The organism is Erythrobacter colymbi (assembly GCF_002155685.1).
GTDB classification, from domain to species: Bacteria; Pseudomonadota; Alphaproteobacteria; order Sphingomonadales; family Sphingomonadaceae; genus Erythrobacter; species Erythrobacter colymbi.
In genome coordinates this window covers 200,630-220,443 of the sequence record NZ_MUYK01000003.1, presented here as the reverse complement: position 1 = coordinate 220,443, position 19,814 = coordinate 200,630, and the positions used below count along the sequence as shown (strand labels likewise).

Below are 19,814 nucleotides of genomic sequence, written 5' to 3'. Positions count from 1 at the left end.
GAAAAAATATGTCGGTGACCGCCGAAAAGAAGCAGGAAGTCATTGCCGCGAACGCCCGTGATCCCAAGGACACCGGCAGCCCGGAAGTCCAGGTCGCGATCCTCACCGAGCGCATCCGCAACCTCACCGAGCACTTCAAGGATCACCACAAGGACAACCATTCGCGCCGCGGCCTTCTCATGATGGTCAACAAGCGTCGCACGCTGCTCGCCTACCTCAAGAAGAAGGACGTCGAGCGCTACAACGCCCTGATCCAGAAGCTGGGTCTGCGTAAGTAAGAGTTTCGCAGGAAGGCGGCTCGATGGGCCGCCTTTCTCGCATTTGGGGCCAGCGGACATCCGGTCCGCCATGCCTTGGGGCCGAAAGAGCGCCCCCAACCGGACCGGGACGGTTCTTTCCCCGGCACATGAGGCCCCGCCCGGCAATGTGGCCGCGCGGGTCAGAAGGAAAACCAATGTTCGACACGAAAACCGTATCGCTGGAGTGGGGCGGAAAGACCCTCACTCTGGAAACCGGGCGCATTGCCCGTCAGGCCGATGGCGCCGTTCTGGCCACCTATGGCGAAACCGTGGTGCTGTGCGCGGTGACCGCCGCCAAGAGCGTCAAGGAAGGGCAGGACTTCTTCCCGCTCACCGTCCACTATCAGGAAAAGTTCTCGGCTGCCGGGCGCATCCCCGGCGGCTTCTTCAAGCGTGAACGCGGCGCGACCGAGAAGGAAACGCTCACCAGCCGCCTGATCGACCGTCCGATCCGTCCGCTGTTCCCCGAAGGCTTCTACAACGAGATCAACGTGATCGCGCAGGTCCTGTCGTTCGACGGCGAGACCGAAGCCGACATCGTCGCGATGATCGCGGCTTCGGCTGCGCTGACCATCTCGGGCGTGCCCTTCATGGGCCCGATCGGTGCCGCGCGCGTCGGCTATGTCGACGGCGAATACACGCTCAATCCGAAGCAGGACAAGGCGCTTGCCGAAGGCCGTCTCGACCTCGTGGTCGCCGCGACCGACAAGGCCGTGATGATGGTCGAATCCGAAGCCAAGGAACTGACCGAGGAAGAAATGCTCGGCGCCGTCATGTTCGCGCATGACGAGATCCGCAAGGTGATCGGCGCGATCGTCGATCTGGCCGAGAAGGCCGCCAAGGATCCCTGGGAGGTCGACCTTTCCGACAACACCGCCGACATCAAGGCGAAGCTCAAGGAGCTGGTCGGTGCCGATATCGCTGCGGCCTACAAGCTCACCGACAAGTCGGCGCGCTCGAACGCGCTGAACGAGGCGTGGGCCAAGGCCAAGGCGGCGTTTGCGGACGAAACCCCGCAGACCCAGATGGTCGCGATCAAGACCATGAAGAAGGTCGAAGCCGACATCGTGCGCACCGCCATCCTCAAGGAAGGCAGCCGCATCGACGGCCGCAAGCTCGATCAGGTGCGTCCGATCGAAGCCATCGTCGGCTTCCTGCCGCGTACCCACGGCTCGTCGCTGTTCACCCGCGGCGAGACCCAGGCGATCTGCACCACCACCTTGGGCACCAAGGACAGCGAGCAGATGATCGACGGTCTGGAAGGCCTGTCCTATTCCAGCTTCATGCTGCACTACAACTTCCCGCCCTATTCGGTCGGTGAAGTGGGCCGCTTCGGCGCGCCGGGTCGCCGCGAAGTCGGTCACGGCAAGCTCGCCTGGCGCGCGCTGAACCCCGTGCTGCCGAGCAAGGAAGACTTCCCCTACACCATCCGCGTTCTGTCGGACATCACCGAGTCCAACGGCTCGTCCTCGATGGCGACCGTGTGCGGCGGCTGTCTGTCGATGATGGACGCGGGCGTGCCGGTGAAGGCTCCCGTGTCGGGCATCGCCATGGGTCTGATCCTCGAAGGTGACGAATTCGCCGTCCTCTCGGACATTCTGGGCGATGAAGACCACCTCGGCGACATGGACTTCAAGGTTGCCGGGACCGCCGAAGGCATCACCACGATGCAGATGGACATCAAGGTCGCCGGCATCACGCAGGAGATCATGGCCAAGGCGCTGGAGCAGGCGAAGGCCGGGCGTCAGCACATCCTGGGCGAAATGGCCAAGGCGCTGACCGGTGCCCGCACCGAAGTCAGCAAGCACGCGCCGCGCATCGAGACGATCCAGATCGACAAGTCGAAGATCCGTGACGTCATCGGCACGGGGGGCAAGGTGATCCGCGAGATCGTCGCCGAAACCGGCGCCAAGGTCGACATCGACGATGAAGGCGTGATCAAGATCTCGTCCTCGAACCTCGACGAGATCGAAGCGGCGAAGAAGTGGATCCTCGGGATCGTCGAGGAAGCCGAAGTCGGCAAGATCTACAACGGCAAGGTCGTCAACATCGTCGATTTCGGCGCTTTCGTGAACTTCATGGGCGGCAAGGACGGTCTCGTCCACGTCTCGGAAATGCGCAACGAGCGCGTCGAGAAGCCGACCGATGTCGTCTCGGAAGGCATGGAAGTGAAGGTCAAGGTCCTCGAGATCGACCAGCGCGGCAAGGTCCGCCTGTCGATGCGCGTGGTCGACCAGGAAACCGGCGAAGAGCTGGAAGACACCCGTCCGCCCCGCGAACCGCGTGAACCGCGCGGCGACCGTGGTGATCGCGGCGACCGTCGTGGCCCGCGTGGCGGCGGCGACCGGGGTCGCGGTGGTGACCGTGGCGGACGCGGCGGTGACCGCGGCGATCGCGGCGGCCGGGAGCGCGACAGCGGTCCGGCGGGTCTGCCCGACTTCCTGAAGGACTAAGCACCTCGCAAGAGGTATGAACATCGGCCGCCCGGAGCGATCCGGGCGGCCTTGTTTTTGGGATTTGCCAGATGCTCCAGCGCGAACTGATCGACACGACCCAGATCGAGGACGGCGTCACTCTCGAACTCTACACCCATTCCGGTCATTTCATGATCGTGATGGGCCGCAACGAGTTGATGAGCACGCGGATGCGGTTCTCGGAAGAGCAACTGGCCGATCTCACGCTCGACCGGCTGGGCAAGGACCATGCCCGCATTCTGATCGGCGGCTACGGCATGGGCTTCACCTACCGCGCGGCCGCCGCCAAGCTGGGCCCGAAAGCGCAGATCGTGGTCGCGGAGATTTCCGAGGCTATCATCGACTGGGCCAAGGGGCCGATGGCCGCGCTGACGGGCGAGGGCCTGTCCGACCCCCGGCTCGACCTCAAGATCTGCGATGTCGCCGCGCTGATCGACGATGCGAACGATGGCACCTGCGCCAAGTTCGACGCGATCCTGCTCGACGTCGACAACGGCCCCGACGGGATCGTGCGCGATGCCAACAACCGCATCTATTCGCGCACCGGCCTTGCCAAGGCGCGCGATGCGCTGAAGCCGGGCGGCATCCTTGCCGTGTGGTCGGCGGGGCCGGACCCTGCCTTCCGCAAGCGGCTCTACGACACGGGGCTCAATGTGACCGAGTGGAATGTGCGATCACGCCCCAACAACAAGGGCGCGCATCACATCATCTGGTTCGCTCAGAAGTCGTAGACGAGCGTGATCCGGCTCAGGGTGTCGGTCTGCACCGCGCCCGGGGGCGGGTTGCTGTCATATTCGACCGAATAGGACAGACGCGCCTTGAGGCTGCGGTAGATCGTCGCGTCGAGCCCGGTGACGAGGTCGATCGAGGTGTTGCGCGAATCGATGATCGCCACCGCCGAGCTGCCGGTTTCCGCCACCGCATTGGTGTCCTGCGTCAGCTTGAGGCTGTCGGTGATCTTCCAGTCGAAATCGAGCGCGACGAGGCCGGCGATCCGGCTTTCCTCGCGCCCGTCGACGAATTGCGTGACGCGGTAGGCCGGCCCCGCCTTGATCGCGAGCTGCACGTCGTCGCTCTTGAGCGCCTGATAGCCCATCCCGCCCGAGACCGCATAGCGGCCCGAGAATCCCTGGAACCGGTCGCGCTCATACTGCGCCAGCGCATAGGCGTAGAAGCGGTCGGAGACATTCACGTTGGGCTCGTAGCGGCCCAGGAACTGCTCGCGCGTGGTGACGCCGTTGGCGCGTTGGTAATCGATCCGGCCCGTCAGCTTGTGGCGCCAGTCGATCCCCTGCCGGTCGAGTGTGAGGCCGGCGACAAGGCCCGTGTTTGCGGAATTGCCGGTTCCCCGGAACCCGCCGAGCTCGCCCCTGCCGCTCCAGTTATCGAAGATGTCGGCCTTGCGCAGGGCGGCCTGCTTGGCCTCGGCCTCGGAGGCCTTGCGCGCGGCGAGATCGGTCTGGAACTTGCCGACGATGGCATCGATCTCGGCCGTATCGGCGGGGTTGGTGGTGCGGGCGATATCCGCCACGGTGCGCACCTTGCCCTCATCGCCCGTGGCAATTGCGGCGTCGATCATCGCGCGGACAGGGGCAGGCAGCTCGGCCAGCGCGGGCGGCGCGGCGGCGAGCAGCGCGAAACATACGGCGATGCGCAAACCCGTTCCGGCGTCCATGTTAGCGCTCCCTTCAGGCCTCTCCCTCATAGGGGCGAGGGCAGGGCGGGGGCAAGCCCCCGCATGCCGGTGCGCGCGATCAGCGGACGCGGGGACCGCCGAAAGGCAGCGGCGGAGGCGGACGGCGAACGCCGCGCGGCAGCTGCGCCTGATAGGCGCGGCCGCAATGCTCGACGCAATAGGGGAAGCCGGGGTTCACCTGCTCGCCGCAGAAGTGGAAGTCGGGCTCGCCCGGGTGACCCATCGGCCAGCGGCAGACCTTGTCCGAAAGGTCGAGCAGGCTGGTCTTGCCGGCGATCTCGGGGCTCGGCTTGGCGGGCACCAGACGGCGCGGCGGGGCGGGCGGGATCGGGGCCTGCTGGTCGCCCGGACCCTGACGCAGGAAGCCGCCGGGGCCGACCGAGACGATCTTGGGCAGGTTTTCGGCGGGCGCAGCCGGGGCGGCGCTTTCGCCCGCAGGCTCGGCACGCGGCGCAGGGGCAGGGCTGCGCGGAGCAGGCCGCTCGGCCGCTTCGACGGGAGCTGCACGCTCCACCGGCTCGGCGGCGCGCGGCGCGGGAGGCGCAGCGGGGGCCGCCGGCTTCTTGGCGACCGGCGCTGCGGTCTTCTTCTTCTCGTTGGCCTTGACCGGCGAGGGGCGGGCCTTGAGGCCGAGACGGTGCGCCTTGCCGATCACCGCATTGCGGCTGACCCCGCCCAGCTCGGTGGCGATTTCGCTGGCAGTCGCGCCGCCTTCCCACATCTTCCTGAGCGTTGCGATGCGCTCGTCCGTCCAGCTCATATGTTCTACCTGTTCCTGTGTCCGGCGCGTGTCCGGGTGGTGGGGTGCTTGTCAGGGACGCTGGCCCGGCCTAGGCACCTCGCCATGGCCGACAACGCTCCTGCAAACCCGCCTGGCAACGCCGCTCCCGTGACTGAATTGACGGCTGATGACAAGACCGGCGGGAGCTTCCGGTTCACCCCGCGCGGGCAGCCCGTCATTATCGGGGTCAATCGCGTTGGGCTTCTGGCCCTCTATATGAAGGAGGTGCGCCGGTTTCTCAAGGTGCAGACGCAAACGATCTGGGCTCCGGCCTTCACGACGCTGCTGTTTCTGGTGATTTTCACCGTCGCATTGGGCCGTGAAGGGCGCGAGGTGCTGGGCGTGCCCTTCGCCAGCTTCGTCGCGCCGGGGCTGATCGTGATGGCGATGATGCAGAACGCCTTCGCCAATTCCAGCTTTTCTCTGCTGTCGGGCAAGATGCAGGGGACGATCATCGACCTCCTGATGCCGCCCCTGTCGAGCGGCGAGTTGATGGCGGGAATCCTCGCCGCTGCCGTGACGCGCGCGATCCTGGTGGGCTGCACCGTGGCGCTGGCGATGGCGCTGTGGCCGGGCGTCTCGCTCGGCGCGGCGCATCCCTGGGCGGTGGCATGGTTCGGGCTGATGGGAGCCCTGCTGCTGGCGACCGCGGGCCTTGCGACCTCGATCTGGGCCGAGAAGTTCGATCACAACGCGGCGATCACCAACTTCATCATCGCCCCCCTCTCGCTGCTGTCGGGCACCTTCTACGTGATCGAGAACCTCCACGGCGTGTTCCAGACGATCAGCCGGTTGAACCCGTTCTTCTACGTCATCTCGGGCTTCCGCTATGGCTTCCTCGGCGCGAGCGACATCGGCGGCGCGGACCATGTGGTGGCCGCGGGGCTCGGCCTGCTGGTGCTGAACGCGGTGCTGGCGGCCGGGGTTTACGCGGTGCTGCGCAGCGGGTGGAAGCTCAAGAGCTGATCACGGCGACCGGCGCGGCGGGAGGGGGAGCGGCGGCGATGCGGTTGACCGCCTGCTGCGCGCCCATCACATCGGCGACGAGGCCGATGACGAAGCTCTCGGTCTCGCGGTCGCCGTCGCTGTCGCGCCCGATCCTGATGGCGAGGCTGAGGGTGCCCGTCCCGTCCGGCTGCTCGCGCCGCTCGGCCGGGCCGAGGCGGTCGGCGGGTACCGCATTGACCTCGAGCGCGCGTCCGGTGGCAAGCTTCAGCACCCGCCTGTCGGTGACGACATAGAGCACCTTGCCGCGCTCCCACAGGGGCACGAAGGGGCGCGAGAGCATCCACGCGCCGATGGCGATGAAGGGCGTGCCGAACAGCGGGAAGACCCACGCGACCAACCCGAGCGGGTTCTCGCCGCTCGCGCTGCCGCTCGCCACCGCAGCAGCGCCGATGCCGGTCCAAGCGAGCGAGAAGGCCGTCCACGGTACGGCGAAGATATAGGCGAGGAAGCTGCGCGGATCGATCCGCCCGAGCTGCCAGCCATGCCACAGCACCTGCTCGTCAGCCCCGAGCTCGCGCTCGAGCGCGGCGCGCAGGCGGTCCGCATGGGCATTGTCGGGCGAGGGGAGCGCGGGGCTGGTCATGCGGGCCTTGTACCCGCACAAGGTTGTCAATGCGTAAGCGAGGCCCGCATCCGGTAGCGACCGTCCTTGAAGCTGTCGAACAGCTGGCGCACCGTCGGGTGATCGACCGGCCCGCCCTCGGGATCGGCGAGGAGGTTGCCCTGGCTCACATAGGCGACATAGGAGCTGTCGTCGTTCTCGGCGAGGAGGTGGTAGAAGGGCTGGTCGCGCCGGGGACGGATATCCTCGGGGATCGACTGGTACCATTCTTCCGAGTTGGCGAAGACCGGGTCGATATCGAACACCACCCCGCGGAAGGCGAACAGGCGGTGGCGGACCACATCGCCGATACCGAAGCGGGCGCGGGTTTGCCGGGGCGCGATAATCGTGCGTCCGGCCTGGCTCGAGAAGAACTCAGCACGTTCCATACAGGGCAATATGGACCTTTGGCGGCGCAAAACAAGGATTCTGCATCCTTCGCCACGGGATATGCCCGCATTTTGTAGGATTGCGGGTCTTGGCAAGCGCGAAGCCTTCGGCTAACGGGCGCGCTTCCTGCTGCCCGCCGCCCTCGACCGAGCGGCCCTTGCACCCGCAGCAGGCCTCGCGGAGAGGTGGCAGAGTGGTCGAATGCGCCGCACTCGAAATGCGGTTTACCGGCAACGGTAACGTGGGTTCGAATCCCACCCTCTCCGCCACACATCCTCCCGAACCGCCCGCTCCGATGTTTCACGCGAAACATTGCCAAAAGCCGTGGCCTGTGCGGGGCTAGAGGGGGCCTAGAGGGGGTCGAGAAGGGGGCGAGGCGGCGCTGGCGGGGGTCTGGCCCCGTGCGAAGTCCCGGCAGCGCGGGCGTGCGGCGCGGTTGCTTTGTGCGCGGGCTTGGACAACACCTGCGCCGCATGAATCCCGCATCCCCTCCCGCCTGGCGCTTCGCCGTCGACCGCGGCGGCACCTTTACCGATGTCGTCGCGACCACGCCCGATGGCCGGCTGGTGACCGCCAAGCTCCTGTCGGAGAACCCCGGCCACTATGCCGACGCCGCGAGCGAGGCGGTGCGGCAGCTCATGGCGGAGCATGGTGAGGGGCCGATTGCCGAGCTCAGGATCGGCACCACGGTCGCCACCAACGCGCTGCTCGAGCGCAAGGGCGAGCGGCTGGCGCTGGCGATCACGCGCGGCTTCGCCGATGCTCTCAGGATCGGCACGCAGGCGCGGCCCCACATCTTCGCGCGCCATATCGTGCTGCCCGAACAGCTCCCCGCCAAGGTCATCGAAATCGACGAGCGGGTGGCGGTCGACGGCGCGGTGCTGCGCCCGCTCGATGAAGCCGCCGCGCGCGCGGCCTTCACCGAGCTTCGCGCGGAGGGCTTCGATGCGCTCGCCATTGTCCTCATGCACGGCTGGCAGCACCGCGACCATGAAGCCCGCCTTGCACGGATCGCGCGCGATATCGGCTTCGCGCAGGTCAGCGTCAGCCACGAGGTCGCCCCGCTGATCCGCCTCGTCCCGCGCGGCGATACGACCGTGGTCGACGCCTACCTCTCGCCCGTGCTGCGCCGCTACACCGACCAGCTCGCCGCGAGCCTGCCCGAGACCGGAGCGCTCCGGTTCATGCAATCGAACGGCGGCCTCGCCGAGGTCGGCGCGTTCCGGGGCAAGGACGCGATCCTCTCCGGCCCGGCCGGCGGGGTGGTGGGGATGGTCGCCGCCTGCGCCCCCCTCGGCCACTCGCGGCTGATCGGCTTCGACATGGGCGGCACCAGCACCGATGTCGCGCATTACGCGGGCGAGGTGGAGCTGACCGGCGACAGCGTGGTCGCAGGTGTGCGCGTCGCGGCGCCGATGATGCAGATCCACACTGTGGCGGCAGGAGGAGGCTCGATCTGCCGCTTCGACGGTTCGCGCTTCCGTGTCGGGCCGGAGAGCGCGGGGGCGAACCCCGGCCCCGCCTGCTACCGCAAGGGCGGGCCGCTGACGGTGACCGACTGCAACCTATTCCTCGGGCGGATCGATCCTGCCTTCTTCCCCGCCGTGTTCGGCCCCGCAGGCGACCAGCCGCTCGATGCGGACGCTGCCCGCGACCGGCTGGAAGAGGTCGCCGCGCAGCTGCCCGAACCGCGCCCGCTCGAAGAGGTCGCCGAGGGCTTCCTCGCCATCGCCGTCGACAACATGGCCGCCGCGATCCGCAAGATCTCGGTCGCGCGCGGGCATGACGTGACCACCTATGCGCTCGCCTGTTTCGGCGGGGCGGGCGGCCAGCATGCGGCCCGCGTGGCCGATGCGCTGGGGATGGAGACCGTGCTCGTCCACCCGCTCGCCGGGATGCTCTCGGCCTATGGCATCGGCCTTGCGCCGGTGAAGGCGATCCGCGAGGCGACCGTGATGCGGCCCCTTGGCGAGAGCTTTGCGACTGAGCTGGCCGCACTGGAGGAACAGGCGCGGGCCGACCTGCTGGCGCAGGGTATCGCTCCCGGCGCGATCCGCCTCGCACCTTTCGCCCGCCTGCGCTTCGCCGGAAGCGACAGCCTGCTCGCGATCCCCTGCGGCGAGTCGGCGGCGATGGATGCCGCCTTCCGCGCGCTTCACCGCCAGCGCTTCGGCTATTCCGATGCGGAAGGCGCGATCATCGTCGAGGCGCTGAGCGTCGAGGCGTCGGGGCAGGCGGGTGGGCTGGGCGCGGCGAGTGCCATGCCTGAAACTGGCGCGGCCACTGCGAGGCAGCTGCCGGGCAATTGGCCGGCCATGGCCCGCGCGGGGCTGCGGGCGGGAGAGGTTGTGCAAGGCCCGCTGCTGATCATCGACCCCGGCTCGACCACGGTGGTCGAGGAGGGCTGGCAGGCGAAACTGGCGCAGGAGGGCAGCCTCGTGCTCACCCGCGCCGTCCCGCTTTCCCGCGAGCGCGCCGCCGGAACCGCGGTCGATCCCGTCCGGCTCGAAATCTTCAACAACCTCTTCATGGCCATCGCCGAGGAGATGGGCGTGGTGCTGCAATCGACCGCGACCTCGGTGAACATCAAGGAGCGACTCGATTTCTCCTGCGCGCTGTTCGACCGCGCGGGCGCACTGATCGCCAATGCGCCGCATATTCCGGTGCATCTGGGGAGCATGGGCGATTCCATCGCGCGGGTGATCGAAGCCCGCGGGGCCGCGCGGGACGGGCGGGGCTTCCGGCGCGGGGACGCTTACGTTCTCAACGATCCCTATCGCGGCGGCACGCACCTGCCCGACATCACAGTGATCGTGCCGGTGTTCTATTCCGGCAAGGGCGACGAGCCCGACGCCTTCGTCGCCGCAAGAGGCCACCATGCCGATATCGGCGGGATCGCGCCCGGATCGATGCCGCCCGAAAGCCGCACCATCGCCGAAGAGGGCGTGCTGCTCGACAACGTTCTGCTGGTGGACGCGGGACACTTCCGCGAGGCCGAAATCCGCGCGGCGCTGGCGGCGGCGGACTATCCGGCGCGCAATCCCGACCGCAATCTTTCCGACCTGCGCGCCCAGCTTGCCGCCTGCACCCGCGGGGCGGAGCTGCTGGCGGGGGCGGCGCGCGAGCATGGGGCAGACGTGCTCGCGGCCTATATGTACCACGTCCTCGCCAATGCCGAGGAAAGCGTGCGGCGCTTGCTGGACGGGCTTTCGGACGGGGCATTCGCCTATCCGATGGACAACGGTGCCGAGTTGCGGGTAGCGATCCGGATCGAGCGCGAGAGCCGCTCGGCGGTGTTCGACTTTACCGGCACCTCTGCGCAACTGCCCGACAACTTCAACGCCCCGAAGTCGATCACCCGCGCCGCCGCGCTCTATGTGCTGCGCACGCTGATCGACGATGCCATTCCCATGAACGACGGGTGCCTGAGGCCGGTGACGCTGGTGGTGCCCGAAGGCTCGATGCTGAACCCGCGTCCGGGCGCGGCGGTGGTGGCGGGGAATGTCGAAACCTCGCAGGTGGTCACCGACGCGCTGTTCGCCGCCACGGGCCGCCTCGCGCCCTCGCAGGGCACCATGAACAACTTCACCTTCGGGAACGAACGCCACCAATATTACGAGACGATCTGCGGCGGGTCCGGTGCGGGACCAGACCATCCGGGGACGAGCGCGGTGCAGACCCATATGACCAACAGCCGCCTCACCGATCCGGAAATTCTGGAGACACGCCTGCCAGTCAGGCTGGACGAGTTCAGCATCAGGCGCGGCTCCGGGGGCGAGGGGCGGCATTGCGGCGGTGACGGGGTGGTGCGGCGCGTGACCTTCCTCGAGCCGATGCGCGCCAATATGCTCGCCAACCGCCGCAAGGTGGCCCCGAGGGGCCTCGCGGGCGGGGGCGATGCGCTCCCCGGACAGAACTGGGTCGACCGCGCTGACGGCACCCGGGAGGACCTCGGCGCGACCGGCTCGGCCGCAATGCAGCCGGGCGACACTTTCGTGATCCTGACACCCGGAGGAGGGGGCTTCGGCGCATGAATTACTGGCCGCTGGCGGGCATCGCCATCGTCGTTCTGGGCTTTGCCTTGCGATTCAACCCGCTGCTGGTGGTGGTGAGCGCCGCGCTGGCGACGGGGGTACTGGCGGGGCTCGACCTCGTCGCGGTGATCGAGGCGCTGGGCAAGGCCTTCAACGACAACCGCTATATCTCGGTGACGTGGATCATCCTGCCGGTGATCGGACTCTTGGAGCGCTACGGTCTCCAGCAACGCGCGCGGGGCATGATCGAGGGGATGCGGGGCGCGACGATGGGCCGGCTGCTGGTCGCCTATCTCGCCTTCCGCCAGCTCGCCTCGGCGCTGGGGATGAAGGACATCGGCGGGCACGCGCAGGCCGTGCGCCCGCTGGTCGCGCCGATGGCCGAGGCCGCGGCGGTCAAGACCCACGGCGACTTGCCCGACCACGCCCGCGACGAGGTCAAGGCGATGGCCGCCGCGACCGACAATGTCGGGCTGTTCTTCGGCGAGGACATCTTCTTCGCCATCGCCTCGATCCTGCTGATCCAGGGCGTGTTCGAGAGCGCGGGCTATCCGCTCACGCCCTTGCAGCTCTCGCTCTGGGCGATCCCGACCGCGCTCTGCGCCTTCGCGATCCATGCGTGGCGGGTGCTCGCCTTCGACCGGCGGCTGGGGAGGGGGCGGCGATGATCACCTACGAGTGGCTCTATGTGCTCGCGGGCGTGGCCTTTGCGGTGTGGGCGGTGCTCTCCGCCAAGGACCGCCGCTGGGGCAATGCCGCCTTCTGGGCGCTGCTGTCGGCGAGCTTCTTCTCCGGCAGCCACCTGTCCGATCTGGCGAACGGCGTGCTGGTGCTGGCGCTGGTCGCGATTGCCGGGCTGGGCGGGCTCAAGCGCAGCGATCCGCCGACGACCTCGCCGGAAGAGCGGCAGGCCCATGCCGCGCGGCTCGGCAACCGGCTGTTCCTCCCCGCGCTGGTCGTCCCGCTCACGGCAGTCGCGGGGACGCTGCTCTACACCTACACCCCGCTCGGCCAGACCGGGCTGTTCGAGGCGCGGCGCGAGACGCTGATCCTGTTCGGTATCGGCGTGCTGGCGGCGCTGGCGGGCACGATGGTGTGGCTGCGCCCGCCGCTGATGGCGCCCGCCGAGGAGGGCCGCCGCCTGATCGATTCCATCGGCTGGGCCGCGATCCTGCCGCAGATGCTCGCCGCGCTCGGCGCGGTCTTCGCGATTGCGGGCGTGGGCGACATCATCGGCGGCGTCGCGCGCGGGGTGATCCCCGAGGGGAGCGTGTTCCTCACCGTCGTCGTCTTCGCGGCCGGGATGGCGGGCTTCACCATGATCATGGGCAACGCCTTCGCCGCCTTCCCGGTGATGGCGACCGCGATCGGCATTCCGCTGCTGATCCAGCAATATGGCGGCAACCCGGCGGTGATCGGCGCGGTGGGGATGCTCGCGGGCTTCTGCGGCACGCTGCTCACCCCGATGGCGGCGAATTTCAACATCGTGCCCGCCGCATTGCTCGAGCTCAAGGACCAGAACGCGGTGATCCGCCAGCAGATCGGCACTGCCGTTCCGTTGTGGGCGGTCAACGTCATCATCATCTATGTCGGAGCCTTCCTCCTGTGGAGCTGACCGAGACCATTGCCCGCCAGTTTGCCCGCGTGGCGCTGGGCCATGTGGCGCGGGCCTTCCCCTACAAGGACGATCACGTCTTCACTGGCTCCGAAGACCTGCGCCTGCCGCAAGAGGCGCATCCGGTGTTCTTCGGCAGCTTCGACTGGCATTCCTGCGTCCACGGCTGGTGGACGCTGCTCACCCTGCGGCGGCTCTATCCGGCGATGCCCGAGGCCGCCGCAATCGCGGCGCTCGCCGAGACCACCTTCACCGAAGAGAAGCTGGCGGCGGAGATCGCCTATCTGGGGCGCCCGTCCGCGAGGGGCTTCGAGCGGCCCTATGGCTGGGGCTGGCTGATGTATCTGCATCACGAGGCCGCGCGGCACGGGGACGCGGCGTGGGGCGAGAGGCTCGAACCGCTCGCCCGCGCCTTTGCCGCGCGCCTGCGCGATTACCTCTCCATCCTCTCCTATCCGATCACCGTCGGCACCCACTTCAACACCGCCTTCGCGCTGGTGCTGGCGCGGCGCTGGGCCGAGAGCCGCGACCCCGGCCTCGTCGTGCTGATCGACGACTGGGCGAGCCGCGCCTTCGCCCACCGCCGCGACTATGCCGGGTGGGAGCCGGGGGGCGACGAGTTCCTCTCCCCCGTCCTCACCGCGGCCTCGCTGATGAGCGAAGTGCAGCCCCACCTCGCCTTCGCCCCGTGGTTCGCCGCGCTGGTCGAGGAGAACGGCTGGCTGCTGCGCGAGTGCCGCCCCGTCACCGTCTCCGACCGTTCGGACGGCAAGATCGCGCATCTCGACGGCCTCAACCTCAGCCGGGCATGGTGCCTGAGAGACATTGCCCGCGCCCTCGGCCGCAGCGATCCCGCAGACCCCCTCCAGCGCCTCGCGGAAGAGCACCTCGCCGCGGCGCTCCCCCATGTCGAGGGCGACTACATGGGCGAGCATTGGCTGGCGAGCTTCGCCCTGCTGGCCCTGCTGCGCCCCTAGGGAAAGCCTTGACGGGGGCGGCAAGTTGACCGCCGCCCTTCGTCTGTTAGCCTCTCCTGCAACAAGCCCTCGCAAAAGGGGGCGCAAAACGGGGAGAGTGCCTTGCGCCAGTTGCAGGGAATGGACGCGTCCTTCGTGGCGCTGGAGACGCGCAATTCGCCGATGCATATCGGCTCGATCCTGGTCTACAATCCCGCGACCGCGCCCGGCAGCTTCGTGCGCTTCAAGGACATCCTGCAATTCATCGGGGAGCGTGCGCAGCTGAGCCGCACCATGCGCCAGCGGCTGGTGCGGGTGCCGTTCGATCTCGACTATCCTTACTGGGTCGAGGATCCGGACTTCGATCTCGAATATCACGTGCGCCACATCGCCTTGCCGCAGCCGGGGGACTGGCGGCAGCTGTGCATTCAGGCGGCGCGCATCTTCGCCCGGCCGCTCGATCTCGACCGGCCGCCGTGGGAGTTCACCGTGGTCGAAGGGCTCGACAATGTCCCCGGCGTCGCCCCCGGCAGCTTCGCGATGGTCACCAAGGTCCACCACGCCGCGATCGACGGGATGAGCGGGATCGACCTGATGGAGGCGCTCCACACCCTGCGCCCCACCGATCCGCCCCCGTCGAAGCCCGACACGTGGAAGCCCGAGCGTATTCCGAACCCGATCGAACTGCTCGGCAAGAGCTATTTCAACGCGGTCACCAATCCGCTCAAGCAGCTCGAAGTCGCTGCCAAGGCCGCGCCAGGGCTGGCGAAGGCCATCAAGGGTCTGGTGGTGAAGGACTTCACCGTCTCCTCCGATCTGCTCGCGCCCAAATCGCGCTTCAACCGCACCATCAGCCCGCACCGCGTGGTCGAGGGGCGGAGCTTCAAGCTCGCCGACATCAAGGCGATCCGCGCGCTGGCAGACGGGGCGAAGGTCAACGACGTGTTCCTCGCGATCATCGGCGGGGCGATGCGCAAATATCTGCTCGCGAAGAACGATCTGCCCAAGAAGACCCTGACCGCGATGGCCCCGATCTCGGTGCGCTCGGGCGGCGAGAAGGGCGACATGGGCAACCAGGTCGCCGCCATGATCGCGCCGCTCGGCACGCATATCGAGGACCCGGCCGAGCGCCTCGCCTTCGTCTTCTCGCAGACCGCCAATTCCAAGGCCATGTCCGACGCCATCGGCGCGCGCAACATGACCGAGATGAGCAAGGTCTCCCCCGCCCTGTTCATGGCCTTGGGCGCGCAGCTCTACACCCGCTTGGGCCTCGCCAACCGCGGGGTCGCGCCGCCGTTTACGACCGTGGTGACCAACGTGCCCGGCCCGCCGGTGCCGATCCACTTCGCGGGCGCGCGGCTGGAGAGCATGATGGGCCTCCTGTGCCTTACCGACGGCCTCGGTCTCGGCCACGTGGTGCAGTCCTATTGCGACGAGGCGACGATTGCCTTCACCGCCGACCGCGAGCTGCTCCCCGATCCCGATTTCTACGTAAAGTGCATCGAGGATAGTTTCGCCGAGCTGCTCGCTGCTACACAGGCTGGCGAACCCGCTCCCGCCAAGGCGGCCAAGCCCGCCGCCGCTGCCGCCAAGCCGAAACGCGCGCCTGCAAAGGCAAAGACCAAAGCCGGAGCCAAGCGGGCATGACCGCCCGCAAGCCCCGCGATGCAAAGGATCCCCCGATGGCCACAATGGCAGCCGTAGAGGCCGAATTCGATCACGCGGCCCGCCCGCCGCACCGTTTCTGGACGCTGGTCGAAGGCCGCGCCTTCTTCGAGCTGGGCGCGTTCTACATGAGCCGCCCGTTCCTTGCGACCCTGCCCAAGGGCGATGGCCACGCGGTGCAGGTGCTCCCCGGATTCATGGCCACCAACACCTCGACCGGCCCGATGCGCCGCCTGCTGCGCGAGCTCGGCTACGAGGCGCATGGCTGGGACAGCGGGCGCAATGTGCGGGTCGATAACGCCTTGATCCGGCGTCTGGAAACGCAGCTCCAGCGCCTCAACGACGATACCGGCCGCAAGGTCTCGCTGGTGGGCTGGAGCCTCGGCGGGGTGCTGGCGCGCGAGCTGGCGAAGCTCCATCCGGACCGGGTGCGGCTGGTGATCAGCCTCGGCAGCCCGATCTCGGACGACCGCAACCACACCAGCGCCGCGCGGCTGTTCGAGCTGCTCAACGGCAAGGAGCCCGAGGCGATGCAGGGCGGGCGTTTCCGCGGGCTCGACGAGGCGCCGCCGGTGCCGACCACCTCGATCCTCACCAAGACCGACGGGATCGTCCACTGGCGCGGATCGGTGCAGAAGCCTGCCAGGACCCCGACCGAGAATATCGAGGTCTATGCCAGCCATTGCGGGCTGGGCGTGAACCCGAGCGTGATGATCGCGATCGCCGACCGGCTGGCACAGGGCGAGGGCACGTGGGCCCCGTTCGAGCCTTCGCTGGCGGTGCAGTGGATGTTCCCCAGGACCAGCCTCGACTGAGGCGGGCGCCGTCTCAGGGGCGGAAGGAGGCGATGGTGGCGGCCACGCCTTCCTCGAAGGGCGTCACATCGCTCCCGAACCGCGCGCGCCACTTGCTCGCATCGACCGTGTAAGGCCGGTCCCACTGGAAGCGCATCTCCTTGAGATTGCGCAGGAACGGCACGAAAGGCGCGAGCGCGGCGAAGACGAAGCCGGGCAGTGCGGTCAGCTTCAGCGGCACCCCGGCGGCCTGCGCGCCCATCTCCAGAATTTCGCGCGAGGTTTTCGTCGGCGCGCAGGGCATGTGCCACACCTGCCCGAAGGCATCGTCGGGCGCATCGAGCAGGGTCACGATCGCGCGGCCGATGTCGGGGGTGTAGGCATAGTCGTGCGGGAGGTTGGGCGAGAACACGAAGGTCGCCCGCTTGCCCCGTGCCACCGCCGCAAGGCCCGTCTCGCCGAGGTGCGAGAGGGTCACGCCGGGGCCGTAGAAATCGGGGGCTCTGAGGGCTGCGACCTTCACTCTATCCTGCTCCTGCCACAGCCGGGTCGCGGCGGCGCGGGCGGCGGGTTTGAAGCCGTGCGCGGTGAGCGGCATGGTCTCGACCAGCGGGGCGGTCTGGGGGCCGTACATATAGAGGTTGTCGAGGAACACGATCCGCGCGCCGGTCTCCCCGCAGGCCTCGAGGAGGTTGCGCATCGTGGCCGGCCAGACCCGCTGCCAGACCTCGCCCTCGTAGGGAAAGCCGATGGTGAGCACAACTTGCGCCGCCCCGACGAGTGCGCTGCGCAGGCTGTCCAGGTCGAGCACGTCGCAGCGCACAAAGCCCACGCCCTCGGGCAGATCCTCCGGACGCCTGCGCTGGCCGACCCTGACCGCACGGCCCGCGCCGTGGAGCTGCTGCACCGCCTCGCGGCCGCAGGGGCCGTATCCGATCACCAGAATGTCTCCGCCCATACCCGCTCCCTTCCTTGCCCCGGCATTCAAACGCGGATGATCGCGGCCTGCAAGCCCCGGCGATGTTTCACGCGAAACATTGCGCAAGGGCGGTGCAATCGGGGTCTGGGAGGGGTCTGGAGGGTGTCTGGAGGGTGTCTGGGCCCGTCTGGCGCAAGGCTGGCACTGGCCAAGCCGCGGGCTGTCCCGCTGCGGGAAACGCACCGCCGCTTACCCATTTTTCACATTGACAATCATTCGCAATATCAAGAGATGCCGGCTCCATCCTACCCCTGCGCGGAGTTCCGATGTCCCGTCCCCTGCCGCCTGTCCGCCTGCTTGCCGTCGCTCTGCTCGCCGCCGCCTCCGCCCCCGCGCTGGCGACCGGCAGCGCTGCGGAGACGGCCGGAACGACCGGAGCAACCGCGCCCGAGGGCGACCCCCAAGCCGCGGGCGGGGCGACCACCACCACGCAGGCGACCTCGATCATCGTCACCGCCGCGCGCACCAGTGACCGCCTGCCCGACGAATCCGGCACGCTGATCTTCGCGGGCAAGCTCGGCGATATCGCGGTTCTGGACGACATTCCGACCGTCCCCACCCGCAACCTGCGCGTCGCGCTCGCCGACATTCCCGGCCTGCTGGTCTCGGAAGTCTCGAACGGTTCGTGGGCCTCGCTCTCCTATCGCGGGCTGGGCGAGCCGCACGAGAGCTGGAACATCCTCACCCTGCAGGACGCGGTGCCTGCCGTGCCCGACATGTATTCCTACCCCGCGGGCTACTTCACCCCGCCGCTCGAAGCGGTCGAGCGGATCGAGTTCATCCGCGGCGCATCGGGCCTGCTCTACGGCCCGCAGCCGGGCGGGGCGATCAACTATGTGCTCAAGGGCCCGCGCCGCGCCGAGGGTGTCGAGGCAGAAGCGCGGCTGATCGCGGGGAGCTGGGACGCGCGGCAGGGCTATGCCGGCCTTGCGGCGTCCGACGGCACACTCGCCGCCGACGGCTTCATCCACTATGCCGAAGGCGACGGCCCGCGCCGCGTCAACAGCGACCACCGCCAGACCACCGCCCGCGCCCGCGCGCATTATCTGGGCGAGACCGTCACGGCGACGCTTTCGCTCGATTACTACAATGCCCGCTTCGGCGAGCCCGGCGGCCTCAGCCGCGCCCGTCTTGCCGCCGATAACCGCGACGGATCGACCGCGCGCGACCGGGTGCGGATCGAGCGCCTCGCGCCGACGCTGGCGATCGAGTGGCAGCCGGACGACGCCACGCAGGTCACCGCGCGCGCCTTCTACAGCCGTTTCGAGCGTGAAAGCTGGCGGCAGGCGGGTGGCAGCTTCGGGCAGGTGACGCCCGCGGCCAATGTCCTGATCCGCCAGCTCCAGACCTTCGACACCGCCGGGATCGATCTGCGCGCGCGGCGCGATTTCGGCGGGCGGGGCCAGCATAGCGTCACGATCGGCGTGCTCGGCCACACCTCGGACGCGCCGGTCTTCGTCGACAAGGGCGCGAGCAACGCCGATTTCGCCGGCACCGCAGGCGCGCTCGCCCGCGCACAGCGCAGCGGCGATACGGCGGCGGTGTTCGGCGAGGTGAAGTTTGGTCTGGGCGACGTGCAGATCGTCCCCGGCTTCCGGCTGGAGCGCATCCGCCAGCGCGTGAGCGAGACGCTCGACCTCGGGGTCGGCAGCGTGACCGGCGGCGGGCCGGGCGCGGCGAACGGCCCGCTCGGCAACCGCGAGACCACGCAGACCGTGCCGCTCTACGGCGTGGGCGTGACCTGGGATGCCGCGCCGACCTTACGCTTCGTCGCCAATGCCAGCCGCGCTTTCAAGCCGCTGCTCTATAATGACGGCGTGACCTTCCAGGCAGGGGTGGACGCGGCGGGCACCTTCGATGCCTCCTATGCCTTCACGCTGGAGGCCGGATTGCAGGCCGAACCCGCGCCGCCGCTCCGGATCGATGCGAGCCTGTTCCGGGTCGAGTTCGAGAACCAGGTCGGCTTCCTTGCCGGGCCGCTTCCCGCATCGCCGCCCTTCGGCGCGGTGGGCGCGGGCGGCGCGCGGCGGCAGAATGTCGGCTCGATGCGCAATCAGGGCGTCGATCTGGCGCTGCGGCTCGATCTGGTGGGGCCGGAAGGGCTGGCCAAGGGCGAGGGCACGCTGCGCCTCTCGACCAATCTGCAGTTGCTCGATGCGACCTTCACCGATGGCGCCGCGGCGGGCTTCACCCCGCAATATGTGCCGGGCCACCTGCTGCGGTCGGTTCTGGCGTGGATCGGCAAGGATGGCGCGCGCGCGGCGCTGACCTTTACCTCGGTGGGGAACCAGCAGGGCGCCGACAACAATGTCGCGGACTTTGCCTTGCCGGGTTACGAGGTGTTCGATGCCTCGGTCGAATGGCCGCTGGCGGGCGGCTTCACTTTCGGGGCGGGGGTGAACAACCTGTTCGATGCGGACTATGCGAGCCGGGTCCGCCCCGGCGGCGGCGGCGGGTTCGATCCCGGAGCGCCGCGCAATGTCTTCGTCTCGATCGGGTGGAAAGGTTGAGTCCTTTCCACG

General features: G+C 68.5%; 16 protein-coding genes and 1 tRNA gene. 12 read left to right on the top strand and 5 right to left on the bottom strand.

Annotation, left to right across the window (positions count from 1 at the left end; genetic code table 11):
- Positions 1–8: 8 nt before the first annotated feature.
- The 3 genes from rpsO (at position 9) to BZF57_RS07760 (ending at position 3,504) form a co-directional block, all read left to right on the top strand.
- Entirely contained in the window at positions 9–278 is a 270-nt protein-coding gene (gene rpsO / locus BZF57_RS07770; protein WP_086736469.1) for a 30S ribosomal protein S15, read from the top strand.
- Between the two features lie 176 nt (positions 279–454).
- Entirely contained in the window at positions 455–2,752 is a 2,298-nt protein-coding gene (gene pnp, locus BZF57_RS07765; protein ID WP_086736467.1) for a polyribonucleotide nucleotidyltransferase, read from the top strand.
- Between the two features lie 71 nt (positions 2,753–2,823).
- A complete protein-coding gene (locus BZF57_RS07760) occupies positions 2,824–3,504 on the top strand; it encodes a spermidine synthase (protein ID WP_086736465.1) in 681 nt (226 codons plus the stop codon).
- Here BZF57_RS07760 and BZF57_RS07755 read toward each other — a convergent pair.
- Complete coding sequence (locus BZF57_RS07755; RefSeq protein WP_086736463.1) at positions 3,492–4,448, bottom strand: DUF481 domain-containing protein; 957 nt, start codon at positions 4,446–4,448, stop codon at positions 3,492–3,494. The two genes, BZF57_RS07760 and BZF57_RS07755, sit on opposite strands and share 13 nt — an antisense overlap.
- A 79-nt stretch (positions 4,449–4,527) precedes the next feature.
- Positions 4,528–5,229, bottom strand: a complete 702-nt coding sequence (locus tag BZF57_RS07750) for a GcrA family cell cycle regulator (RefSeq protein WP_086736461.1) — start codon at positions 5,227–5,229, stop codon at positions 4,528–4,530.
- A gap of 84 nt (positions 5,230–5,313) precedes the next feature.
- Here BZF57_RS07750 and BZF57_RS07745 point away from each other — a divergent pair, with 84 nt between their 5' ends.
- Entirely contained in the window at positions 5,314–6,216 is a 903-nt protein-coding gene (locus BZF57_RS07745) for an ABC transporter permease (protein WP_086736459.1), read from the top strand.
- Here BZF57_RS07745 and BZF57_RS07740 read toward each other — a convergent pair.
- On the bottom strand, positions 6,206–6,841 hold the full coding sequence (locus BZF57_RS07740) for a hypothetical protein (protein ID WP_086736457.1): 636 nt from the start codon (positions 6,839–6,841) through the stop codon (positions 6,206–6,208). The genes BZF57_RS07745 and BZF57_RS07740 overlap by 11 nt on opposite strands.
- Positions 6,842–6,867: 26 nt before the next feature.
- Positions 6,868–7,248: a heat shock protein HspQ gene (gene hspQ / locus BZF57_RS07735; protein WP_086736455.1), complete on the bottom strand. Its 381-nt coding sequence runs from the start codon at positions 7,246–7,248 to the stop codon at positions 6,868–6,870.
- A 180-nt stretch (positions 7,249–7,428) separates the two neighbouring features.
- Between hspQ and BZF57_RS07730 the strand changes: the two genes are divergently transcribed.
- From BZF57_RS07730 to BZF57_RS07700, 7 genes are all read left to right on the top strand, one after another.
- A tRNA-Ser gene (locus tag BZF57_RS07730) sits at positions 7,429–7,518 on the top strand.
- Positions 7,519–7,722: 204 nt separating this feature from the next.
- A complete protein-coding gene (locus tag BZF57_RS07725; RefSeq protein ID WP_086736453.1) occupies positions 7,723–11,283 on the top strand; it encodes a hydantoinase B/oxoprolinase family protein in 3,561 nt (1,186 codons plus the stop codon).
- On the top strand, positions 11,280–11,951 hold the full coding sequence (locus tag BZF57_RS07720) for a DUF969 domain-containing protein (protein ID WP_086736451.1): 672 nt from the start codon (positions 11,280–11,282) through the stop codon (positions 11,949–11,951). Before BZF57_RS07725 ends, BZF57_RS07720 begins: the two co-directional genes overlap by 4 nt.
- The gene (locus BZF57_RS07715) at positions 11,948–12,898 is read left to right on the top strand and encodes a DUF979 domain-containing protein (RefSeq protein WP_086736449.1); all 951 of its coding nucleotides are present in this window, start codon (positions 11,948–11,950) and stop codon (positions 12,896–12,898) included. The genes BZF57_RS07720 and BZF57_RS07715 overlap by 4 nt, the downstream gene beginning before the upstream one ends.
- Complete coding sequence (locus BZF57_RS07710) at positions 12,889–13,875, top strand: DUF2891 domain-containing protein (RefSeq protein ID WP_086736447.1); 987 nt, start codon at positions 12,889–12,891, stop codon at positions 13,873–13,875. The genes BZF57_RS07715 and BZF57_RS07710 overlap by 10 nt, the downstream gene beginning before the upstream one ends.
- Positions 13,876–13,995: 120 nt before the next feature.
- Positions 13,996–15,501, top strand: a complete 1,506-nt coding sequence (locus BZF57_RS07705; protein WP_086736445.1) for a WS/DGAT/MGAT family O-acyltransferase — start codon at positions 13,996–13,998, stop codon at positions 15,499–15,501.
- A gap of 35 nt (positions 15,502–15,536) precedes the next feature.
- Entirely contained in the window at positions 15,537–16,334 is a 798-nt protein-coding gene (locus BZF57_RS07700) for an esterase/lipase family protein (protein WP_143738412.1), read from the top strand.
- A gap of 13 nt (positions 16,335–16,347) precedes the next feature.
- Here the strand turns inward: BZF57_RS07700 and BZF57_RS07695 are convergent, their stop codons facing one another.
- Positions 16,348–17,271, bottom strand: coding sequence for an NAD-dependent epimerase/dehydratase family protein (locus tag BZF57_RS07695; protein ID WP_086736443.1), 924 nt, complete (start codon positions 17,269–17,271; stop codon positions 16,348–16,350).
- Positions 17,272–17,558: 287 nt separating this feature from the next.
- Here BZF57_RS07695 and BZF57_RS07690 point away from each other — a divergent pair, with 287 nt between their 5' ends.
- Complete coding sequence (locus tag BZF57_RS07690; RefSeq protein WP_086736441.1) at positions 17,559–19,802, top strand: TonB-dependent receptor family protein; 2,244 nt, start codon at positions 17,559–17,561, stop codon at positions 19,800–19,802.
- The last annotated feature ends 12 nt before the right edge of the window (positions 19,803–19,814 follow it).

Bases quoted from the DNA above. Each gene is read 5' to 3' on its own strand.
- BZF57_RS07705 (WP_086736445.1), top strand. From the start codon at position 13,996: ATGGACGCGTCCTTCGTGGCGCTGGAGACGCGCAATTCGCCGATGCAT.
- BZF57_RS07715 (WP_086736449.1), top strand. From the start codon at position 11,948: ATGATCACCTACGAGTGGCTCTATGTGCTCGCGGGCGTGGCCTTTGCG.
- hspQ (WP_086736455.1), bottom strand. From the start codon at position 7,248: ATGGAACGTGCTGAGTTCTTCTCGAGCCAGGCCGGACGCACGATTATC.
- BZF57_RS07740 (WP_086736457.1), bottom strand. From the start codon at position 6,841: ATGACCAGCCCCGCGCTCCCCTCGCCCGACAATGCCCATGCGGACCGC.
- BZF57_RS07725 (WP_086736453.1), top strand. From the start codon at position 7,723: ATGAATCCCGCATCCCCTCCCGCCTGGCGCTTCGCCGTCGACCGCGGC.
- BZF57_RS07700 (WP_143738412.1), top strand. From the start codon at position 15,537: ATGGCCACAATGGCAGCCGTAGAGGCCGAATTCGATCACGCGGCCCGC.
- BZF57_RS07695 (WP_086736443.1), bottom strand. From the start codon at position 17,271: ATGGGCGGAGACATTCTGGTGATCGGATACGGCCCCTGCGGCCGCGAG.
- rpsO (WP_086736469.1), top strand. From the start codon at position 9: ATGTCGGTGACCGCCGAAAAGAAGCAGGAAGTCATTGCCGCGAACGCC.
- BZF57_RS07720 (WP_086736451.1), top strand. From the start codon at position 11,280: ATGAATTACTGGCCGCTGGCGGGCATCGCCATCGTCGTTCTGGGCTTT.
- BZF57_RS07745 (WP_086736459.1), top strand. From the start codon at position 5,314: ATGGCCGACAACGCTCCTGCAAACCCGCCTGGCAACGCCGCTCCCGTG.
- BZF57_RS07690 (WP_086736441.1), top strand. From the start codon at position 17,559: ATGTCCCGTCCCCTGCCGCCTGTCCGCCTGCTTGCCGTCGCTCTGCTC.
- BZF57_RS07760 (WP_086736465.1), top strand. From the start codon at position 2,824: ATGCTCCAGCGCGAACTGATCGACACGACCCAGATCGAGGACGGCGTC.
- pnp (WP_086736467.1), top strand. From the start codon at position 455: ATGTTCGACACGAAAACCGTATCGCTGGAGTGGGGCGGAAAGACCCTC.
- BZF57_RS07755 (WP_086736463.1), bottom strand. From the start codon at position 4,448: ATGGACGCCGGAACGGGTTTGCGCATCGCCGTATGTTTCGCGCTGCTC.
- BZF57_RS07750 (WP_086736461.1), bottom strand. From the start codon at position 5,229: ATGAGCTGGACGGACGAGCGCATCGCAACGCTCAGGAAGATGTGGGAA.